Source organism: Pseudomonas azerbaijanoccidentalis (genome assembly GCF_019145495.1).
GTDB lineage: Bacteria > Pseudomonadota > Gammaproteobacteria > Pseudomonadales > Pseudomonadaceae > Aquipseudomonas > Aquipseudomonas azerbaijanoccidentalis.
The window spans coordinates 169616-190028 of the sequence record NZ_JAHSTU010000006.1 but is presented as its reverse complement, the minus strand read 5'-3'; the positions used below and the strand labels follow the sequence as shown (position 1 = coordinate 190028).

The following is a 20413-nucleotide window of genomic DNA, read 5'->3' as shown; positions in this document are numbered from 1 at the left end:
CGTGAGCAATAGCGCGCGTATCGAGCTGCTCAGCCCGCGGCTGGCGAACCAGATTGCCGCCGGTGAGGTGGTTGAACGCCCGGCATCGGTCATCAAGGAACTGCTGGAAAACAGCCTCGACTCGGGTGCCAAGCGCATCGACGTGGATGTCGAGCAGGGCGGCGTCAAGCTGCTGCGGGTGCGCGACGACGGCAGCGGCATTTCCGCTGATGACCTGCCGCTGGCCCTGGCCCGTCACGCCACCAGCAAGATTCGCAACCTCGAAGACCTCGAACAGGTGATGAGCCTGGGCTTTCGTGGTGAGGCGCTGGCGTCGATCAGCTCCGTAGCACGCCTGACCCTGACTTCCCGCACCCGTGATGCCGATCAAGCCTGGCAGGTGGAAACCGAAGGCCGTGACATGGCCCCTCGCGTGCAGCCCGCAGCCCACCCAGTGGGTACTTCGGTGGAAGTGCGTGACCTGTTTTTCAATACGCCGGCGCGGCGCAAGTTTCTCAAGACCGAAAAAACCGAATTCGATCACCTGCAAGAAGTGATCAGGCGCCTGGCTCTGGCGCGTTTCGACGTGGCGTTCCATTTGCGTCACAACGGCAAAACCATTCTCAGCTTGCACGAGGCCCATGATGATGCGGCCCGTGCCCGGCGTGTGGCGGCGATCTGCGGTCCGGGGTTTCTGGAGCAGGCACTGCCGATTGAAATCGAGCGCAATGGCTTGCACCTGTGGGGCTGGGTCGGTTTGCCGACCTTCAACCGCAGTCAGGCGGATTTGCAGTATTTCTTCGTGAATGGCCGTGCCGTGCGCGACAAACTGGTGGCCCACGCGGTGCGCCAGGCCTATCGCGATGTGCTGTTCAATGGCCGGCATCCGACGTTTGTGCTGTTTTTCGAAGTCGATCCGACCGGCGTCGACGTCAACGTGCACCCGACCAAGCACGAAGTGCGCTTTCGTGAAGGGCGCATGGTCCACGATTTCCTTTACGGCACCTTGCACCGCGCCTTGGGCGATGTGCGGCCGGATGATCATCTGGCGGCACCGGTCGCGACGGCTATCGTTCGCCCCACAGGCCTCGATGCGGGCGAGTTCGGCCCTCAGGGCGAAATGCGCCTGGCAGCCAATGCGCTGCTGGAGCAGCCTCAGGCCCAGCCTGCATTCAATACCCCCGCCGGTTCAGGGGCGGGTGCCGGTTACCAATATCAATACACGCCGCGCCCACAATCGGGGGGGCCGGTCGCTGAAGCGCAAGCGGCCTACCGCGAGTTTTTCGCACCGCTGCCTGAGGCCAATGCCGTCGCGCTACCAGCGGGGCAGGACGATATCCCGCCGCTGGGTTACGCACTGGCGCAGCTCAAGGGCATCTACATTCTTTCGGAAAATGCCCAAGGCCTGGTGCTGGTGGACATGCATGCGGCCCACGAGCGAATCATGTACGAACGCCTCAAGGTTGCGATGGCCAGCGAAGGCCTGAGCGGTCAACCGCTACTGGTGCCGGAATCCCTGGCGGTCAGCCAGCGTGAAGCCGATTGTGCTGAAGAACACGTCGCGTGGTTCCAGCGCCTGGGCTTTGAATTGCAGCGCCTTGGCCCGGAAACCCTGGCCATCCGGCAGATTCCGGCACTGCTCAAACAGGCCGAAGCCAACCGCCTGGTCGCTGACGTACTGGCCGACCTGATGGAGTACGGCACCAGCGATCGAATTCAAGCGCACATCAACGAGCTGCTTGGGACCATGGCCTGCCATGGCGCGGTTCGAGCGAACCGGCGTCTGGCCATCCCGGAAATGAACGGCCTGCTGCGTGACATGGAAAACACCGAGCGCAGCGGTCAATGCAACCATGGCCGACCGACCTGGACCCAACTGGGCCTGGACGATCTGGACAAACTGTTCTTGCGCGGTCGTTGATGAGCCAGCTCCCACCTGCGATTTTCCTGATGGGTCCGACCGCCGCCGGCAAGACCGACCTGGCCATCGAACTCACCAAAGTCCTGCCTTGCGAGCTGATCAGCGTCGATTCGGCGTTGGTTTACCGTGGCATGGATATCGGCACCGCCAAACCGTCCAAAGAACTGTTAGCGCAGCATCCGCATCGCTTGATCGATATTCTTGACCCGGCCGAGAGCTATTCGGCAGCCGATTTTCGCCGTGACGCCCTCGAAGCCATGGCCGATATCACCGCGCGGGGAAAAATTCCGCTGTTGGTAGGCGGCACGATGCTCTACTACAAGGCTTTGCTTGAAGGCCTGGCAGAAATGCCGGCGGCCGATCCCGAGGTTCGTGCGCAAATCGAAGAAGAGGCTGCACGCCTTGGCTGGCAAGCCCTGCATGACCAATTGGCGGTGATCGACCCGGTATCGGCAGCGCGAATTCATCCGAACGATCCGCAGCGTCTGAGTCGAGCGCTGGAAGTTTATCGCGTCAGCGGTCAAAGCATGACTGCGCTTCGCTTGCAACAATCTGCGCAAAGTACTGAAGCAGCCGCTTCGGGACGGCAACAATTGCCCTATACTGTCGCGAACTTGGCCATTGCTCCGGCAAATCGTCAGGTATTGCACGAGCGAATTAAACAAAGATTCACTTTAATGTTGGAACAGGGATTCATTGACGAGGTCGTAGCCCTGCGTAAGAGAAGTGACCTGCATGCCGGGTTGCCGTCTATACGTGCAGTAGGCTACCGCCAAGTCTGGGACTACCTGGATGGCAAGCTGACGTCAGCCGAGATGCAGGAGCGTGGAATCATTGCCACGCGCCAGTTGGCGAAACGCCAGTTCACATGGCTGCGCAGTTGGGCTGATTTACACTGGCTGGACAGCCTGGATTGCGACAATCTGCCGCGCGCCTTGAAATACCTTGGGACCATCTCCATATTGAGCTGAGTCCTTGCAATTGCCGTCTATCCTTGGGGGTGTGACGGCCAAAGCCATCTGATTACCTATTTTTTATATTGAATCCTTAAAGGAGTGCGGCACATGTCAAAAGGGCATTCGCTACAAGACCCTTACTTGAATACTTTACGTAAAGAGAAAGTTGGGGTGTCCATTTACCTGGTCAACGGTATCAAGCTGCAAGGCACGATCGAGTCTTTCGACCAGTTCGTTATCCTGCTGAAAAACACCGTCAGCCAAATGGTTTACAAACACGCTATCTCTACAGTGGTACCGGTTCGTCCAATTCGTCTGCCTAGCGCAACCGAATCCGAAGCAGGTGACGCTGAGCCAGGTAACGCCTGATAGGAGTCTCCTTTGTTCTTTGAGCGCCACGGTGGTGGTGAGCGAGTCATCCTCGTTCACTTGGATGGACAGGACCCTGAGGCGCGCGAAGATCCGCAGGAGTTTCAGGAATTGGCTAACTCGGCGGGTGCCGAGACCGTCGCGTTTTTTAACGTGCCGCGTCATCGGCCAACCGCCAAGACCCTGATTGGCAGTGGCAAGGTCGAGGAACTGCGCGACCTGGTCAAGGCCGAACAGGCCGATCTGGTGATTTTCAATCACATCCTCACGCCCAGTCAGGAACGTAACCTCGAACGTGTTTTCGAGTGTCGCGTGATCGACCGCACCGGTCTGATTCTCGATATTTTCGCCCAACGCGCCCGTACGCATGAAGGCAAGCTCCAGGTCGAACTGGCCCAGCTTGACCACATGAGCACCCGGCTGGTTCGTGGCTGGACTCACCTTGAGCGTCAGGGTGGCGGTATCGGTATGCGGGGCCCGGGTGAAACCCAGCTGGAAACCGACCGCCGTTTGCTGCGGGTTCGCCTGCGGCAGATCAAGGGGCGGCTGGAGAAAGTGCGCAGCCAGCGCGAACAGTCGCGTCGCGGCCGATCGCGTGCGGACATTCCTACCGTGTCTTTGGTGGGCTACACCAACGCCGGTAAATCGACGCTCTTCAACAACGTGACGAAATCCGACGTCTACGCCGCGGACCAATTGTTCGCCACGCTGGACCCGACCCTGCGTCGTCTGGACATAGACGACCTGGGGCCGATTGTCCTGGCAGACACGGTGGGCTTCATTCGTCACTTGCCTCACAAGCTGGTCGAGGCATTTCGGTCTACCCTCGAAGAGTCGAGCAACTCCGACCTGTTGTTGCACGTGATCGATGCGGCCGAACCGGATCGCATGCTGCAGATCGAGCAGGTCATGGTGGTGCTGGGCGAGATTGGTGCTCAGGACTTGCCGATCCTCGAGGTCTATAACAAACTCGATTTGCTTGAAGGCGTTGAGCCACAAATCCAGCGCGACGAAAACGGCAAGCCCCAACGGGTCTGGTTGTCGGCGCGTGATGGCAGTGGCCTGGAATTGCTTGAACAAGCCATTGCCGAGTTACTGGGCAGTGATTTGTTCGTCGGTACCTTGCGCTTGCCGCAACGATTCGCTCGACTGCGTGCGCAGTTTTTCGAACTCGGTGCGGTGCAGAAAGAAGAACACGACGAAGAAGGCATCAGTTTGCTGGCCGTTCGTTTGCCCCGGGTCGAGTTGAATCGACTGGTAAGCCGCGAGGGATTGCAGCCGATGGAATTCATCGAGCAACACACTTTGCAATAAAAGCCTGAGAAAGCGGTTGTGCCGTGGTGACAGGCATTCTGTAGCATTGGTCGGCGCGCCGTGGGTGCGTCTTTGCTTTATCAGATGGAGAGCGCTATGGCTTGGAATGAGCCGGGTGGCAACTCGAATAATCAGGATCCTTGGGGTGGCAAGCGTCGCAATAACGGCGACCGCAAGGGACCACCGGATCTCGACGAGGCCTTCCGAAAGCTGCAGGAAAGCCTGAATGGGTTGTTCGGTGGTGGTAAGAAACGTGGTGATGATGGCGGTGGTTCGGGCAAGGGTGGCGGCTTCGGCGGCCTGCTCGGCATCGGCCTCGTCGTGTTGGCGGCCGTATGGCTGTACAGCGCGGTCTATGTAGTCGACGAGCAGGAGCAAGCCGTGGTGCTGCGCTTCGGCAAGTACTACGAAACCGTCGGCCCGGGTCTGAACATCTATTTCCCGCCGATCGACAAAAAGTACATGGAAAACGTAACGCGTGAGCGTGCGTACACCAAGCAGGGCCAGATGCTGACTGAAGACGAGAACATCGTCGAAGTGCCGCTGACCGTGCAGTACAAGATCAGCAACCTGCAGGACTTCGTGCTGAGCGTCGATCAGCCGGAAATCAGCCTGCAGCACGCGACCGACAGCGCATTGCGCCATGTGGTGGGTTCCACCGCCATGGACCAGGTGCTGACCGAAGGTCGTGAATTGATGGCCAGCGAAATCAAGGAGCGCCTGCAACGCTTCATGGATACGTATCGCACCGGCATCACCGTCACTCAGGTCAACGTACAGAGCGCAGCGGCACCGCGTGAAGTCCAGGAAGCCTTCGATGACGTGATCCGCGCCCGTGAAGACGAACAGCGTTCGCGTAACCAGGCTGAAACCTACGCCAACGGCGTCGTGCCGGAAGCCCGTGGTCAGGCCCAGCGCATTCTCGAAGATGCCAATGGCTACCGTGACGAAACCGTCTCGCGCGCCAAGGGTGAGGGTGATCGCTTCACCAAACTGGTCGCCGAGTACCGCAAGGCACCTGAAGTCACCCGCCAGCGTCTGTACCTGGACACCATGCAGGAAGTCTTCAGCAACACCAGCAAGGTTCTCGTGACCGGCAACAAGAATGGCCAGAGCAACCTGCTGTACCTGCCTCTGGACAAGATGGTCGAAAGTGGCCGCAGCACCAGCACTCCGGTGACCGGCGCAGCAGCCAGCAGCAATGAAGCGAATGCGCGTGCGGCAGCTGATCTGCAGCAACAGCAAGCACGTACCAGGGAGAGTCGCTGATGAGCAATAAATCGCTGATCGCCCTTATTGTCGGCGTCGTCGTGGCGATCGCTGCCTGGAACTGCTTCTACATCGTGGCTCAGACCGAGCGTGCGGTGTTGCTGCAGTTCGGTCGCGTGGTTCAGACCGATGTTCAGCCAGGCCTGCATGTGAAAGTGCCTTACGTTAACCAGGTGCGTAAATTCGACGCACGCCTGATGACGCTCGACGCACCGACACAGCGCTTCCTGACGCTGGAAAAGAAAGCCGTGATGGTCGATGCCTACGCCAAGTGGCGTGTGAAGGACGCCGAGCGTTTCTACACCGCGACTTCCGGTCTCAAGCAAATCGCCGACGAGCGTCTGTCCCGTCGTCTGGAGTCGGGTCTGCGTGACCAGTTCGGTAAGCGCACCTTGCACGAAGTCGTGTCGGGTGAACGTGATGCGCTGATGGCGGATATCACGGCTTCGCTGAACAAGATGGCGGAAAAGGAGCTGGGCATCGAAGTTGTCGATGTTCGGGTCAAGACCATCGACCTGCCGAAAGAAGTAAACCGCAGTGTGTTCGAACGTATGAGCACCGAGCGTGAGCGTGAAGCTCGCGAGCACCGCGCCAAGGGTAACGAGCTGGCTGAAGGTATTCGTGCCGATGCCGATCGTCAGCGCCGCGTACTGTTGGCTGAAGCCTATCGTGAATCTGAAGAGATTCGCGGTGACGGCGACGCCCAGGCCGCTGCGATCTACTCCAAGGCCTACGGTCAGGATCAGGAGTTCTACGCGTTCTACCGTAGCCTGCGTGCCTACCGTGAAAGCTTTGCGAACAAATCCGACGTCATGGTTCTGGACCCAAGCAGTGACTTCTTCCACTACCTGGAAAAAGCCAAGCCTTGATACGGCGTTGACCTGAATCATCCTCCGCCGGGCGGCTAAAACCTCTGGCGGGGTGATCCTTTGGGAAAACGTGTGTATGATGCGGCAGCCGGGAAATTCCCGGCTTTTTTGCGTCTGCATGTTTGATTGCTGTTTTGTGCAGGTGCCCGAGCGCTATGGCTCGAAAGGTTTTACGAGGAAAGTGGTCGGCGAAGCCCGTTTCAGGCTTTTCGCCACGTCGCTCATGCGCGTGGTTTGCGCTGGGTCGATCATTTTCTGCTTCACTCAAGGCTCGCCTCAAGGCTGGCTGCCCGGATCATAGGGGATTGGCGTAATGGCAACGGTAGACCGCTGGCTGCTGCCAGATGGCATCGAAGAAGTACTGCCACCGGAAGCGGCGCGCATAGAAGTAGCGCGTCGCCAGGTGTTGGATCTGTTCCAGAGCTGGGGTTACGAATTTGTCGTGACTCCCCATATCGAGTACCTGGAATCCCTGCTGACCGGCGCGGGCCAGGACCTGGATCTGCGTACCTTCAAGGTCATCGACCCGCAATCGGGCCGGCAGATGGGTTTCCGTGCTGACATCACACCGCAAGTGGCGCGCATCGATGCGCACACCCTGCGTCGTGAAGGCCCAAGCCGCCTGTGCTATGCCGGCAGCGTGCTGCATGCTCAGCCACGCGCCTTGTCGTCCTCGCGCAGCCCGATCCAGTTGGGTGCCGAGTTGTACGGCGACGCCAGCCCGAGCAGCGACGTTGAGGTCATCAGCCTGATGCTGGCCATGCTGCAACTGGCCGATGTGCCAGATGTGCACATGGACCTGGGGCATGTTGGCATCTACCGCGGCCTGGCCCGCGCTGCCGGTTTGTCCGGCGAAGTTGAACAGCAGTTGTTCGATGCCCTGCAACGCAAGGCCATCGACGAGGTCATTACCTTGACCGAAGGCCTGCCTGCCGATCTGTCGGGCATGCTGCGAGCGTTGGTCGACCTATGCGGCGGCCGTGAAGTGCTGGCAGCAGCCCGCGAGCGTCTGGCCAAGGCGCCGGCCCCGGTTCTGGCTGCGCTGGATGACTTGCTGGCAATTGCCGAGCGCTTGTCCGTGCGTTTCCCGGAGCTGCCGCTGTATTTCGACCTGGGCGAGTTGCGCGGTTACCACTACCACACGGGTGTGGTGTTCGCAGTGTTCGTACCGGGTGTTGGCCAGTCCATTGCCCAGGGCGGTCGTTACGACGACATCGGCGCCGACTTCGGTCGTGCTCGCCCGGCAACCGGCTTCTCCACCGATTTGAAAACCCTGGTGACCCTGGGGCGTGCTGAGATCGAGCTACCGTCTGGCGGTATCTGGATGCCTGACAGTACGGATGCGGCACTCTGGCAGCAGGTTTGCCAGTTGCGCAGTGAGGGTCAGCGTGTCGTTCAGGCGTTGCCTGGACAACCTTTGGCCGCCGCCCGTGAAGCGGACTGCGACCGGCAATTGATTCAGCAGAACGGGCTTTGGCAAGTATCGCCACTGGCTTCTTGAGTTTTCCTGCCGGCCGCCGCCGGCACCAAGTTTGCGCGAATGAGGACAAGTGTTATGGGTAAGAATGTCGTAGTCCTGGGCACCCAATGGGGTGATGAGGGCAAAGGCAAGATCGTTGATCTGCTGACCGAACATGCTGCCGCCGTAGTGCGCTACCAGGGTGGCCACAACGCTGGTCACACTCTGGTGATCGATGGCGAAAAAACTGTCTTGCACCTGATCCCGTCGGGCGTGCTGCGCGAAGGCGTGCAGTGCCTGATCGGTAACGGCGTGGTGGTTGCACCTGACGCCCTGCTGCGCGAGATCACCAAGCTGGAAGAGAAAGGCGTACCGGTGCGCGAGCGCCTGCGTATCAGCCCGTCCTGCCCGCTGATCCTGTCCTTCCACGTTGCGCTGGACCAGGCTCGTGAAAAGGCCCGTGGCGAGCTGAAGATCGGTACTACCGGTCGCGGCATCGGCCCGGCTTACGAAGACAAGGTTGCACGTCGTGGCCTGCGTGTGGGCGACCTGCTCAACATGCCGCGCTTTGAAGACAAGCTGCGTGAACTGGTGGATTACCACAACTTCATGCTGGTGGGTTACTACAAAGAGCCCGCCATCGAGTTCGACAAGACCCTGGCCGAGTGCAAAGAATACGCTGAGCTGCTCAAGCCGCTGATGCTGGACGTCACGGCCGAGCTGCACGACCTGCGTCGTGCTGGCAAAGACATCATGTTCGAAGGCGCCCAAGGTTCCCTGCTGGACATCGACCACGGTACCTATCCGTACGTGACCAGCTCGAACACCACCGCTGGCGGCGTTGCTACCGGTTCGGGCGTTGGCCCGATGTTCCTGGACTACATCCTGGGCATCACCAAGGCTTACACCACGCGCGTAGGTTCGGGTCCGTTCCCGACTGAGCTGTTCGACGAAGTCGGCGCACACCTGGCCAAGCAAGGTCACGAGTTCGGCGCGACGACCGGCCGTGCCCGTCGTTGTGGTTGGTTCGACGCCGTTATCCTGCGTCGCGCTATCGATGTGAACAGCATCTCGGGCATCTGCCTGACCAAGCTGGACGTACTCGACGGTCTGGAAACCATCAATATCTGCGTTGGCTACAAAGACGCACAAGGTAATGCGGTTGCCCCGACTGATGCAGACAGCTACGTAGGCCTGCAGCCTGTGTACGAAGAAGTGCCGGGCTGGACCGAGTCGACCGTGGGTGCCAAAACCCTGGAAGAGCTGCCAGCTAACGCCCGTGCTTACATCAAACGCGTCGAAGAGCTGATCGGTGCGCCGATCGACATTATTTCGACGGGCCCGGATCGCAACGAAACCATCGTTCTGCGCCATCCGTTCGCTTGATAACTTGTTGATGTAAAACACAAAGGCCCCTTAATAGGGGCCTTTGTCGTTTATGCCTGTTGGACGGCATGACCTTTGCTATTAGCTTTGCTTAAAGCGTCACTTTCGGCGTGCCATCAATTTAATGGCGCTCATGCAGAGGGATTTCAAGTGTCGGCCGTTCTCTCACTGTTACAAAGCCGTTTGTTGCGGCCTGTGTTCGTTACCCTTGGTATCGCTCTTTTGGTGCAGGTGCTGGTAGCTGTTGCTCTTACCCGGAGCACGGTGACTGCGCTGGAAGCCGATCTGGGCGTGCGCTTGGGAGCAGATAGTCAAAAACTGTCCGCTGAGCTTGAGCAGGCGGGGCGTGAAGTCACGTCTAGCCTCGACAACCTCTCCACCAGTACGCGTCAGCGCCTCACCGCGGGTTTGTCTTCGCGATTGAAGGACGAGCAGGCGCAGTTGCGCGCAACGCTGGAAAAGGACCTGAAGGATTCCGCCGGCGACATGGCACAACTTCTGGCCTCCGTCGCGCCCCGTGCCATGTGGGACAACGACGTTCCCACGCTGTCGGAATTCGCCCGTCGTGCCCAGCGCAATCCCAACGTGCTGTTTGTGGTGTATGACGATGCCACGGGCCAGCACCTGACGCGCTACCTCAACCGCGAAAACCCGATCAACAAGGCGCTGCTGGAAAAGGGGCAGGGCGAGCGTGCGCTCGACAAAGTGCTGGATGCGGCGAAGAACGATCCGTCGGTGTTCTACATCGAGGCTTCGATCAATCCGAACGGCGTAGAAATCGGCAAGGTCCTGATGGGCGTCTCGACCGCCTCGGTGGAAACCGATCTGGCGGCGCTGGACAAGCGCTTCTCGGCATTGATTGCCAGCAGTGATCAACTGGTCGGCGACAGCCTCAAAGGCGCTGCGGCTGACAGTGCGACGGCCATGCGCTCGCGTTTGCAGTCCGCGCAGTCCACGGCATCGGAAATGAAGGCCAATACCACCAGTACCGTGCAGGAAGCGGCGTCCACTTTGCGCTGGCGCATCGGCGTGAGTCTCGCGGTGGTGGGGTGTGGTGTTTTGCTGCTGCTGGCCGTTGTGCTGGGGCGTCGAGTGGTCAATCGCCTGAAAATGTTGATTGTCGCCATGGATGACCTGGCGGCGGGCGAGGGTGATCTCACCAAGCGCGTGCAGATCAACAGCAAGGACGAAATCGGCGACATGGCCTCGGCGGTCAATCGCTTTGTGGATAAGTTGCAGCCGATCGTGCGCGAAGCGGGTGATGTGGCGCAGCGTACCGGTGTCGAAATCGGCGCCATGACCTTGCGCAACGCCGGAGCCGACGCGGCGGCGGGCATGCAGCGCGATGAAGTGGCTGAAAGTCTGCGCGCCTTGTCGCAAATGGCCGACGAAGCCCAGTCTGAAAGCCATGCCATGCAGGCGGCATTGAAGCAGGTGGTGGATATTCGTCAGGCGACCGACGAAAACACTCGCACGTCGGCGAAAGTCGGCAGCCTGATCGAAGAGTTGGCTGGCCAGGTCAATACGGGAGCGCAGGTGATCGAGCGACTGGCGCAGCAGAGTGAGCAGATTGAAGTGGTGTTGACGGTGATTCACGGGATTGCCGAGCAAACCAATCTGCTGGCACTGAACGCCGCCATTGAAGCGGCGCGGGCCGGCGAGACCGGCCGTGGCTTTGCCGTGGTGGCTGATGAGGTGCGGGCGCTGGCAAGCAAGACGCAGAGCTCCACCGGCGATATTCAGGCGCACATCGTTGCATTGCAGCAGGGGGCGCGCGAGGCAGTGGCGGCCATCGGTCAGGCCGGGCGTCAGGCCAATGAAGGTTTGCTGGTGTTGCGCGACAGCGCACGGTTGCAGCAGTCGGTGCAGGCATCGGTCGAGCAGGTGCATGCGGCGATCGGTCTGGCGACCCAGGCGGCAGCGCATCAGGCCAAAGGTGCGCAGGCTGTGCGTGGTCGGGTCGAGACAATTCATGCGCAGGCTGAGAAAGCGGCTCAGGCGGTGGTGGAAACCACGGCGAGTGGCAAGGTGCTGGATGGATTGGCCGCGCAGTTGAAGGCTAGCTTGGGGCAGTTCCGGGCTTAAAAGATCAAAAGATCGCAGCCTTCGACAGCTCCTACTGGGAATGTGTGTTTCTCTGTAGGCGCTGTCGAAAGCTGCGATCTTTTGCTTTGTCAGTGTCTCAAATACATCCGGGTCGTCAGCAGATAGACCGGTAACCCCGACACGAGTATCAACAACGCCGCATAAGGCGCCGCCGCCGCAAATTCCACATTAGCGGTATGCGCCCACACTTCCGTTGCCAATGTGTTGAGCCCCGTGGGGCTTAGGAGCAACGTTGCCGTCAGCTCCTTCATCGCATCCAGGAATACCAGCGCAAACGCCGCACCCAATGCCGGGAAAATGATCGGCAGGGTTATCCGGCAAAACGCGGTGAACGACGAGGCCCCCAGCGTTCGCGCGGCTTCTTCCAGTTGCGGCGCAGCCTTGTTCAATGCTGTGCGAATGGGTGCCTGAGCCAGCGGCAAAAACAACAGCGCATATGCAATCAGCAGCAGCGCCGAGGTCTGGTACAGCACGGGCACATAGTGCAAGGCGAAATACACCAGCGTCAGTGCGATCACCAGGCCAGGCAACGCGTGCAACAGATACGGCAAACGTTCCGCCCAGATCGCCAGTTGGCCTTTGTAGCGTACTACCAACAGGCCTACTGGCACCGCCAGCACCAGGCACAACGCGGCGCCGCCAACAGACAGCGCCAGAGATGAAAACAGCGCTTCACCGATGGCGGCCACCGGGAATGCCGCCGAAGAACCTACTGCCAGCCAGTACGCAAGCATGCCCAGGGGAACGCCGCTGCCAATGATTGCCAGCAGCAGGCAGTAAAGCTGCCCCGCCAGCGCCCATGGTCCCAGACGAACCTGCTCCGCTCGCCTTGCTGCGCCCTGTCCGGTGCGCACATGTCGGCCTTTGCCACGAACCCGCAGTTCCAGCCACAGCAGTATCAGGCATAGCACCAACAGCACCGCCGAAAGCATTGCGGCGTTGGCGTTGCTGAACTCCAGTTCGAACTGTTGATAGATTGCGGTGGTAAAGGTTTGCAGGCCTATGATCGACAGCGCACCAAACTCCACCAGCATGTGCAATGCAATCAGCAATGAGCCGGCGAGCAGTGAGGGCCAGAGCAGGGGCAGGGTGATCTTGAAGAATACGCCCCAACGATTTTGCCCCAGGGTGCGCGCGGACTCTTCCAGGGATGGGTCGAGATTGCGCAGGGTTGCCGCCACCGGAAGAAAAATCAATGGGTACTTGGAAAGCGTCATCACCAGAATGGCCCCGCCGAGCCCTTCGAAATGAGCGCTCAGGGAAACCCAGGTAAAGCTGCTGACAAATGCGGGCACGGCGAACGGCAGGCATAGAATCACGCCCCATAGCCGTCGTCCCGGCAAATTACTGCGTTCAAGCAACCAGGCCAGTGACAGGCCAATCACGCCGCACGCCAGCGTCACGCCGACCATCAGCGCCAGAGTGTTGCGCAATAGGCCAAACACGTAAGGGCGCCACAGCAAGTGCAGCGCCTCGGCCCAGCCTGCCTGCCAGGCCTTGAGCCCGACATAGGCCAGCGGTAGCAAGCTGAGCACAACCAGCAGCAACACCGGCAGCAGCAACCAGATCGATGGTCGCTTGCGCCGTGGCACGTACATGCTCTTGGTGGCGAGGGCGGATAACGACGCGCTCATCAGTTCAGGCCAACCTCGCGTTCCAGATCCAGGGCTTCTTCAGCATTGCCCAGGTCAGCCGGGGTGACTTTCGGCGCTTCCAGCTCGCTGAAAGGCTTGAGCCCACGATCCGATTCCATGCCTTTGTGCAGTGGGTATTCGGCGGTGGTCTGGGTGATCACGCGCTGACCTTCTTCGCTGGCCATGTAGGCGAGCAATTGCTGGGCTTCTTTTGGATGTTTGCTGGATTTCAGGACGGCGGCGCTGGACACGGTGATCAGCCCGCCGACGTCGCCGCCGGTGAAGTAGTGCAGCTTCGAATCGAGCTGGCCTTTTTCCCGTTGCAAGGCGAACCAGTAGTAGTTGTTCACCAAAACGGTAGCCACTTCGCCGTTTTCCACGGCTTTGAGCGCGACCATGTTATTGCTGTAAGTCTTGCCGAATGCCCGCAGACCAGTCAGCCACTCTTCGGCGGCGTCCAAGCCGTGCACCTTGATGATCGCGACCGCTTGCTCCTGGAAGGCGCCGCTGGTGGGCACGAAGCCGACCTTGCCTTGCCATTTCGGATCGGAAAACTCCATCACCGATTTCGGCAGGTCTTTTTCATCGATCAGCTTGGGGTTGAACGCCACCACGCGGACCCGGGCGGTCACACCGATCCAGGTGCCATTGCCGGCCACGTATTCCTTGGGCAGCACCGCCAGTGTTGCGTCGTCAGCTTTGGCCAGCAGGCCTTGCTCGCCGAGTTTGTTCAGCGGAGGGGATTCTTCGGTGTAGATCACATCGGCGGGGGAGCGATCGCCTTCTTCCACCACTTGGCTGGCGAGCTGATTGCTGCTGCCTTTGCGTACATTGACGTGAATGCCGGTCTTGGCTTCGAAGGCTTTGGCAACCGCGTCGCCCACTTCTTTGTGTTGACCGTTGTAGAGGGTCAGGGCAACCGGGTCGGCGGCTTGGGCGAGGGGAGTGGCGAGTGTCAGGCCGAGAAGGGTGATGGTCAGGCCGCGGCGCAGGGTATTTCGAAACATCATTCGCAGGGTTCCTCACTGTCGCATTGCAAAAACTTGCAACAATGATAAACGATATTGTTTCTCAAATGCGCATTGAAAGGCGAGGTTGGCTCATTGTAGGAGCTGCCGAAGGCTGCGATCTTTTGGCTTGATCTTGAAAATCAAAAGATCGCAGCCTCGTTTCTCTCGGCAGCTCCTACAGGTCCTGCGGGGGGAGGTTTTTAGGCCAGAAACGCAAAAACCCGCTTTCGCGGGTTTTTGTGAAATCCAGGGTCGTAACCTTGGATTTGAATTGGTGCCCAGAAGAAGACTCGAACTTCCACGACCGTAAGGTCACCAGCACCTGAAGCTGGCGTGTCTACCAATTTCACCATCTGGGCAATCATCTTCAGCGTTGCCGCTGTTGATGTGGCGCACTATACGGAGAGCATTTTGATCTGTAAACCCCTGATTTAAATTTAATAAATCAGAAACCCGGAATGCAAAAAACCCGCTTTCGCGGGTTTTGTGTGAGCCTTGAAATTGAACTAATCTCAAGCTCGAAATTGGTGCCCAGAAGAAGACTCGAACTTCCACGACCTTGCGGTCACCAGCACCTGAAGCTGGCGTGTCTACCAATTTCACCATCTGGGCAATATCGGCAACGTCTCCGTCGTCGATGGCGCGCACTATACGGAGCGTCTTTTTAACTGTAAACCCCCAGGCTCAAAAAAACCTCGTAAATTTCGCCAGCGGTCTACAAAACAGCTTTGAGGTGTCGATACAGGGCTCAAGAAGGGTCGTCTTAGCCTGAAATTTCCCGTTTCATTACGCCTATGCCAAACTAACCCGTATATAGACAAGGTGAAAACTCTCTAATGGCCGATTGGCAGTCCCTCGATCCCGAGGCCGCTCGTGAAGCGGAAAAATATGAAAACCCCATTCCTAGCCGCGAACTGATCCTTCAGCATCTTGCTGATCGGGGTTCGCCTGCTAACCGCGAGCAACTGGTCGAAGAGTTTGGTCTGACCACAGAAGACCAGATCGAAGCCCTGCGCCGCCGTCTGCGCGCCATGGAGCGCGATGCTCAACTCATCTATACCCGTCGCGGTACGTATGCGCCGGTGGACAAGCTCGACCTGATCCTCGGCCGCATCAGCGGCCACCGTGACGGCTTCGGCTTCCTGGTGCCGGACGACGGCAGTGACGACCTGTTCATGAGCCCGGCGCAAATGCGTCTGGTGTTCGACGGTGACCGTGCCCTGGCGCGGGTTTCCGGCCTGGACCGTCGTGGTCGCCGCGAAGGCATGATCGTCGAAGTGGTGTCTCGCGCTCACGAAACCATCGTCGGTCGCTACTTCGAAGAAGGCGGCATCGGTTTTGTCGTTGCCGACAACCCGAAGATCCAGCAAGAAGTGTTGGTCACGCCGGGCCGTAACGCCAATGCGCAGATCGGTCAGTTCGTCGAAGTGAAGATCACCCACTGGCCGACGCCGCGCTTCCAGCCGCAAGGCGACGTGGTCGAAGTCGTGGGCAACTACATGGCGCCGGGCATGGAAATCGATGTTGCGCTGCGCACCTACGACATTCCTCACGTCTGGCCGGACGCCGTGCTCAAGGAAGCCGGCAAGCTCAAGCCGGAAGTCGAAGAGAAAGACAAAGAGAAGCGTATCGACCTGCGCCATCTGCCGTTCGTTACCATCGACGGTGAAGATGCCCGCGACTTCGACGATGCGGTCTACTGCGAAGCCCGTCCGGGCAAATTGCGCCTGTTCTCCGGTGGCTGGAAGTTGTACGTGGCAATTGCCGACGTATCCAGCTACGTGAAACTCGGTTCGGCACTCGATGCCGAAGCTCAGGTTCGCGGCAACTCGGTGTACTTCCCCGAGCGCGTGATCCCGATGCTGCCGGAACAGCTGTCCAACGGCCTGTGCTCGCTGAACCCGCAAGTCGATCGTCTGGCCATGGTTTGCGAGATGACCATCTCCAAATCCGGCGAGATGACCGACTACTGCTTCTACGAAGCGGTGATCCACTCCCACGCCCGTCTGACCTACAACAAGGTCAGCGCGATGCTGGAAACGCCGAAAGCCACCGAAGCACGCAAGCTGCGTGGCGAATACACCGACGTGGTGCCGCACCTCAAGCAGCTCTACTCGCTGTACAAAGTGTTGCTGGCGGCCCGTCATGTGCGTGGCGCGATCGATTTTGAAACTCAGGAAACCCGGATCATCTTCGGTTCCGAGCGCAAAATCGCCGAAATCCGTCCGACCGTTCGTAATGACGCGCACAAGCTGATCGAGGAATGCATGCTGGCGGCCAACGTGGCCACCGCCGAGTTCCTGAAAAAGCACGAAATCCCGGCGCTGTATCGCGTTCACGATGGCCCGCCACCAGAACGTCTGGAAAAACTGCGCGCGTTCCTCGGCGAGCTCGGCCTGTCCCTGCACAAAGGCAAGGACGGCCCGTCGCCGAAGGATTACCAGGCCTTGTTGGCGGGTATCAAGGATCGTCCGGATTTCCATCTGATCCAGACCGTGATGCTGCGTTCGTTGAGCCAGGCGGTGTACAGCGCTGATAACCAGGGCCACTTCGGCCTGAATTATGAGGCTTACACCCACTTCACCTCGCCGATTCGCCGCTACCCGGACTTGCTCACGCACCGGGCGATTCGCAGCGTGATCCATTCGAAACAGGACACCCCGCACGTTCGCCGTGCCGGTGCGATGACCATTCCGAAGGCGCGCATTTATCCGTACGACGAAGCCGCGCTGGAGCAGCTCGGCGAGCAGTGCTCGATGAGCGAGCGTCGCGCCGATGAAGCCACCCGCGACGTCGTGAACTGGCTCAAGTGCGAGTTTATGAAAGACCGCGTGGGCGAGTCGTTCCCAGGCGTAATCACCGCGGTGACCGGTTTTGGTCTGTTCGTCGAGCTGACCGACATCTACGTCGAAGGCCTGGTGCACGTCACCGCGCTGCCAGGCGATTATTACCACTTCGATCCTGTGCATCACCGCTTGGCCGGTGAGCGTACCGGTCGCAGCTTCCGCCTGGGCGATACTGTGGAAGTGCGGGTCATGCGCGTCGACCTCGACGAGCGCAAGATTGACTTCGAGATGGCCGAAAAGACCATCAGCGCGCCAATCGGTCGCAAGAAGCGTGGCACCGAAACCGCAGCGCCTGCAGCGTCGTCTGCAAAAACCGCCGCAGAACCAGCACCGGCCAAAACCGGTCGTCGTCCTGCCAAGGAAAAGGCTGTCGAGGCCTATCGTCCGAGCGATGCTGCGGCGAAGAACGCCGAAGTGCGTAAAAGTCGTGAAATGAAACAGGCGTTGCTGGCCGGTGCGAAAAGCGGCGGTAAAGCGGCGTCTGGGGGAAAGACCGGACGGTCGACGCCTGAAAAGGACGTCGGCGGCAAGCCGGCCAAACCGAGCAAACATCGTAAAGGCCCGCCAAAAGCGGGCTCGGCCCCAGCCAAAAGTGGCGGGGCGCGTAAACCTAAGGCCAAGCCATGAGTCAGTTGGAAAAGATCTACGGCGTACATGCTGTAGAAGCGTTGCTGCGTCACCACCCGAAACGCGTCAAGCAGATCTGGCTGGCTGAGGGTCGCGGTGACCCGCGCGTGCAGACACTGATCGAACTGGCCAATGAAAACCGTGTCCAGGTGGGTCAGGCCGAGCGCCGTGAAATGGACGCCTGGGTTGAGGGTGTGCACCAGGGCGTAGTCGCTGAAGTGAGCCCGAGCCAGGTCTGGGGCGAAGCGATGCTCGACGAACTGCTCGATCGCACGGAAGGTGCGCCGCTGTTGCTGGTGCTCGACGGTGTGACTGATCCGCACAACCTGGGCGCCTGCCTGCGTTCTGCCGATGCGGCAGGTGCGCTGGCGGTGATCGTGCCCAAAGACAAGTCGGCGACACTGACGCCGGTTGTTCGAAAAGTTGCTTGTGGTGCCGCGGAAGTGATTCCGCTGGTCGCCGTGACCAACCTGGCGCGCACGCTGGAGAAACTCCAGCAGCGCGGGTTGTGGGTTGTCGGTACGGCGGGGGAGGCTGAGGTCAGCATTTATGACCAGGACCTCACCGGCCCGACCATTCTGATCATGGGCGCTGAAGGCAAGGGCATGCGTCGCCTGACCCGCGAACACTGCGACTATCTGGTGAACCTGCCGATGGCGGGTAGCGTCAGCAGTCTCAACGTTTCGGTGGCGACTGGCGTTTGCCTGTTCGAAGCGCAGCGTCAGCGTGGTGCCAAAGCCAAGGCTGCTGCCAAGAAATCCTGATCCACGCGGTCCCTCTGTAGGAGCTGCCGCAGGTTGCGATCTTTTGATCTTGAAAAATCAAAGTCAAAAGATCGCAGCCTTCGGCAGCTCCTACAGGTGTCCGGCATATGGTGGTTGTTCAAATAATCACCAATTACCTTGCGCCTCCTTCGCCCCTTCTCTACAATTGCGCCCCTTGCTGTGATGGCAGGCACCCACGTGTCTAGCGTCCTCAAGTCCATAAGTGTCATTCACTCCTTGTCTGACCGCTTTTGAGCGGCAGGCTACAACCCGTAAGGAGCATTCATGCGTCATTACGAAATCATCTTTTTGGTCCACCCGGATCAAAGCGAGCAAGTCGGCGGCATGGTTGAGCGTTACACCAAGCTGATCGAAGAAGACGGCGGCAAAATCCACCGTCTGGAAGATTGGGGCCGTCGTCAACTGGCCTACGCAATCAACAATGTTCACAAGGCTCACTACGTGATGCTGAACGTTGAGTGCACTGGCAAGGCCCTGGCCGAGCTGGAAGACAACTTCCGCTACAACGATGCAGTGATCCGTAACCTGGTCATCCGTCGCGAAGAAGCCGTTACCGGCCAATCCGAGATGCTCAAGGCTGAAGAAAACCGCAGTGAGCGCCGTGAGCGTCGCGACCGTCCTGAGCACGAAGGCGCTGAAAGCGCTGATAGTGATGACAGCGACAACAGCGATAACGCTGACGAGTAATCCACGGACCTTTTAAGGAGCCTATCAAATGGCACGTTTCTTCCGTCGTCGTAAATTCTGCCGCTTCACCGCTGAAGACGTGAAAGAGATCGATTACAAAGATCTCAACACTCTGAAAGCCTACGTATCCGAGACCGGCAAAATTGTTCCAAGCCGCATCACCGGTACCAAAGCTCGTTATCAGCGTCAGCTGGCCACCGCTATCAAGCGCGCCCGCTTCCTGGCCCTGCTGGCCTACACCGACAGCCACGGCCGCTGAGACCGGGCAGTCGACACGTAGCAAAGGATTGAATGTATGCGTGCCTTAGCTGAGTTCATCATGCGGGGCCGCGTGCAGGCCACTCTGGTAGTGGCTGGATGTGCGGCATTGCCGTTGTTGTATTGGTTGGGTGCTGCCGCCGGATGCCTTGTGCTCCTGCGGCGCGGATTGAAGGACGCCCTGGGCGTTCTTGCTCTGGGACTGCTGCCGGCATTGCTCTGGTGGCTTTACTCCGACGACCCACGGGCACTTCTGGTGCTGCTGGGGTCGGCGAGCCTTGCGTTGGTTTTGCGCGCAAGCGAGTCCTGGAACCGCGTGCTGCTGGTCAGCATAGCGATGGGAGTGGTGTTTTCAGTGGTGTTGGGGACAGCTTTTGGTCCCCAGATCGAGATGCTGGCGCAGGCTTTGATAAAAGTCATGCCGTCGCTACTCGGTGATGTCTACCAGAAGCTGTCGGTAGACGAACAAGCGCGTTTCGCGTCCCTGATTGCACCCGTCCTGACCGGCCTGATTGCGGCTTTGTTGCAAATCGTCAGCTTGCTGAGCCTGCTTCTCGGGCGCTACTGGCAGGCGTTGTTGTACAACCCGGGTGGTTTTGGTCGCGAGTTTCGCGCCATCCGCTTCCCGCTGTTGCCGGCGATGGTACTGCTGGCGTGCATGCTTCTGGGGCCGAATCTCGGTTCGCAGATGGCCATGTTGACGCCGTTGTGCAGTGTACCGCTGGTGTTCGCCGGGCTGGCCCTGATTCACGGGCTGGTGGCGCAAAAGCGACTGGCCAGATTCTGGCTGGTGGGGATGTACGTCACGCTGTTGCTGTTCATGCAGCTGATCTATCCGTTGCTGGTGGTCTTGGCCATCGTCGACAGCCTGATTGATTTTCGCGGTCGTTCGGCACCGAAAGATGCCGATAACGCGAACGGTGAAGGTTAAAAGTTAA

Annotated in this window: 16 protein-coding genes and 2 tRNA genes; 14 read left to right on the top strand and 4 right to left on the bottom strand. The window is 59.3% G+C overall.

What is annotated here, in order from left to right; translation table 11 throughout:
- Position 1: 1 nt before the first annotated feature.
- From mutL to KVG88_RS20375, 9 genes are all read left to right on the top strand, one after another.
- Complete coding sequence (gene mutL, locus KVG88_RS20415) at positions 2 to 1900, top strand: DNA mismatch repair endonuclease MutL (protein WP_217872661.1); 1899 nt, start codon at positions 2 to 4, stop codon at positions 1898 to 1900.
- Positions 1900 to 2871, top strand: coding sequence for a tRNA (adenosine(37)-N6)-dimethylallyltransferase MiaA (gene miaA, locus KVG88_RS20410; RefSeq protein WP_217872660.1), 972 nt, complete (start codon positions 1900 to 1902; stop codon positions 2869 to 2871). Before mutL ends, miaA begins: the two co-directional genes overlap by 1 nt.
- Positions 2872 to 2964: 93 nt before the next feature.
- Complete coding sequence (hfq, locus tag KVG88_RS20405; protein ID WP_007902656.1) at positions 2965 to 3225, top strand: RNA chaperone Hfq; 261 nt, start codon at positions 2965 to 2967, stop codon at positions 3223 to 3225.
- 12 nt (positions 3226 to 3237) lie between these two features.
- Positions 3238 to 4539 carry a ribosome rescue GTPase HflX gene (gene hflX, locus KVG88_RS20400; RefSeq protein WP_008048071.1) on the top strand — a complete coding sequence of 434 codons (1302 nt, stop codon included), beginning with the start codon at positions 3238 to 3240 and terminating at the stop codon, positions 4537 to 4539.
- Between the two features lie 96 nt (positions 4540 to 4635).
- Positions 4636 to 5808 carry an FtsH protease activity modulator HflK gene (gene hflK / locus KVG88_RS20395; protein ID WP_150705341.1) on the top strand — a complete coding sequence of 391 codons (1173 nt, stop codon included), beginning with the start codon at positions 4636 to 4638 and terminating at the stop codon, positions 5806 to 5808.
- Positions 5808 to 6677 (top strand): protease modulator HflC, encoded by an 870-nt coding sequence (gene hflC, locus KVG88_RS20390; RefSeq protein ID WP_095192129.1) that lies wholly within the window; start codon positions 5808 to 5810, stop codon positions 6675 to 6677. The genes hflK and hflC overlap by 1 nt, the downstream gene beginning before the upstream one ends.
- 313 nt (positions 6678 to 6990) lie before the next feature.
- On the top strand, positions 6991 to 8178 hold the full coding sequence (locus KVG88_RS20385; RefSeq protein ID WP_090328525.1) for an ATP phosphoribosyltransferase regulatory subunit: 1188 nt from the start codon (positions 6991 to 6993) through the stop codon (positions 8176 to 8178).
- A 54-nt stretch (positions 8179 to 8232) separates the two neighbouring features.
- On the top strand, positions 8233 to 9522 hold the full coding sequence (locus tag KVG88_RS20380) for an adenylosuccinate synthase (protein WP_110657998.1): 1290 nt from the start codon (positions 8233 to 8235) through the stop codon (positions 9520 to 9522).
- Between the two features lie 150 nt (positions 9523 to 9672).
- Positions 9673 to 11607, top strand: a complete 1935-nt coding sequence (locus tag KVG88_RS20375; RefSeq protein ID WP_150705342.1) for a methyl-accepting chemotaxis protein — start codon at positions 9673 to 9675, stop codon at positions 11605 to 11607.
- Between the two features lie 89 nt (positions 11608 to 11696).
- On the opposite strand, the gene KVG88_RS20370 is transcribed toward KVG88_RS20375, so the two are convergent.
- The 4 genes from KVG88_RS20370 to KVG88_RS20355 all read right to left on the bottom strand — a co-directional run bounded on the left by KVG88_RS20370 (position 11697) and on the right by KVG88_RS20355 (position 14884).
- Complete coding sequence (locus KVG88_RS20370) at positions 11697 to 13262, bottom strand: ABC transporter permease (RefSeq protein ID WP_217872576.1); 1566 nt, start codon at positions 13260 to 13262, stop codon at positions 11697 to 11699.
- Positions 13262 to 14272: an extracellular solute-binding protein gene (locus tag KVG88_RS20365; RefSeq protein WP_217872575.1), complete on the bottom strand. Its 1011-nt coding sequence runs from the start codon at positions 14270 to 14272 to the stop codon at positions 13262 to 13264. The genes KVG88_RS20370 and KVG88_RS20365 overlap by 1 nt, the downstream gene beginning before the upstream one ends.
- 272 nt (positions 14273 to 14544) lie before the next feature.
- Positions 14545 to 14631: transfer RNA gene (locus KVG88_RS20360), tRNA-Leu, on the bottom strand.
- A 166-nt stretch (positions 14632 to 14797) separates the two neighbouring features.
- Positions 14798 to 14884, bottom strand: a tRNA-Leu gene (locus KVG88_RS20355).
- A 224-nt stretch (positions 14885 to 15108) separates the two neighbouring features.
- On the opposite strand from KVG88_RS20355, the gene rnr reads away from it, so the two are divergent.
- The 5 genes from rnr to KVG88_RS20330 all read left to right on the top strand — a co-directional run bounded on the left by rnr (position 15109) and on the right by KVG88_RS20330 (position 20406).
- Positions 15109 to 17745: a ribonuclease R gene (rnr, locus tag KVG88_RS20350; protein ID WP_150705312.1), complete on the top strand. Its 2637-nt coding sequence runs from the start codon at positions 15109 to 15111 to the stop codon at positions 17743 to 17745.
- Positions 17742 to 18509, top strand: a complete 768-nt coding sequence (gene rlmB, locus KVG88_RS20345) for a 23S rRNA (guanosine(2251)-2'-O)-methyltransferase RlmB (RefSeq protein ID WP_150705313.1) — start codon at positions 17742 to 17744, stop codon at positions 18507 to 18509. The genes rnr and rlmB overlap by 4 nt, the downstream gene beginning before the upstream one ends.
- Before the next feature lie 285 nt (positions 18510 to 18794).
- The gene (rpsF, locus tag KVG88_RS20340) at positions 18795 to 19217 is read left to right on the top strand and encodes a 30S ribosomal protein S6 (RefSeq protein ID WP_003217491.1); all 423 of its coding nucleotides are present in this window, start codon (positions 18795 to 18797) and stop codon (positions 19215 to 19217) included.
- 28 nt (positions 19218 to 19245) lie between these two features.
- Positions 19246 to 19476, top strand: coding sequence for a 30S ribosomal protein S18 (gene rpsR, locus KVG88_RS20335; protein ID WP_002551829.1), 231 nt, complete (start codon positions 19246 to 19248; stop codon positions 19474 to 19476).
- 36 nt (positions 19477 to 19512) lie between these two features.
- Positions 19513 to 20406 carry a YybS family protein gene (locus KVG88_RS20330; protein WP_217872574.1) on the top strand — a complete coding sequence of 298 codons (894 nt, stop codon included), beginning with the start codon at positions 19513 to 19515 and terminating at the stop codon, positions 20404 to 20406.
- Positions 20407 to 20413: the final 7 nt, after the last annotated feature.

Bases quoted from the DNA above. Each gene is read 5' to 3' on its own strand.
- KVG88_RS20365 (WP_217872575.1), bottom strand. From the start codon at position 14,272: ATGATGTTTCGAAATACCCTGCGCCGCGGCCTGACCATCACCCTTCTC.
- miaA (WP_217872660.1), top strand. From the start codon at position 1,900: ATGAGCCAGCTCCCACCTGCGATTTTCCTGATGGGTCCGACCGCCGCC.
- rpsF (WP_003217491.1), top strand. From the start codon at position 18,795: ATGCGTCATTACGAAATCATCTTTTTGGTCCACCCGGATCAAAGCGAG.
- KVG88_RS20370 (WP_217872576.1), bottom strand. From the start codon at position 13,262: ATGAGCGCGTCGTTATCCGCCCTCGCCACCAAGAGCATGTACGTGCCA.
- rlmB (WP_150705313.1), top strand. From the start codon at position 17,742: ATGAGTCAGTTGGAAAAGATCTACGGCGTACATGCTGTAGAAGCGTTG.
- rpsR (WP_002551829.1), top strand. From the start codon at position 19,246: ATGGCACGTTTCTTCCGTCGTCGTAAATTCTGCCGCTTCACCGCTGAA.
- rnr (WP_150705312.1), top strand. From the start codon at position 15,109: ATGGCCGATTGGCAGTCCCTCGATCCCGAGGCCGCTCGTGAAGCGGAA.
- KVG88_RS20385 (WP_090328525.1), top strand. From the start codon at position 6,991: ATGGCAACGGTAGACCGCTGGCTGCTGCCAGATGGCATCGAAGAAGTA.
- hfq (WP_007902656.1), top strand. From the start codon at position 2,965: ATGTCAAAAGGGCATTCGCTACAAGACCCTTACTTGAATACTTTACGT.
- hflK (WP_150705341.1), top strand. From the start codon at position 4,636: ATGGCTTGGAATGAGCCGGGTGGCAACTCGAATAATCAGGATCCTTGG.
- KVG88_RS20330 (WP_217872574.1), top strand. From the start codon at position 19,513: ATGCGTGCCTTAGCTGAGTTCATCATGCGGGGCCGCGTGCAGGCCACT.
- KVG88_RS20380 (WP_110657998.1), top strand. From the start codon at position 8,233: ATGGGTAAGAATGTCGTAGTCCTGGGCACCCAATGGGGTGATGAGGGC.
- hflC (WP_095192129.1), top strand. From the start codon at position 5,808: ATGAGCAATAAATCGCTGATCGCCCTTATTGTCGGCGTCGTCGTGGCG.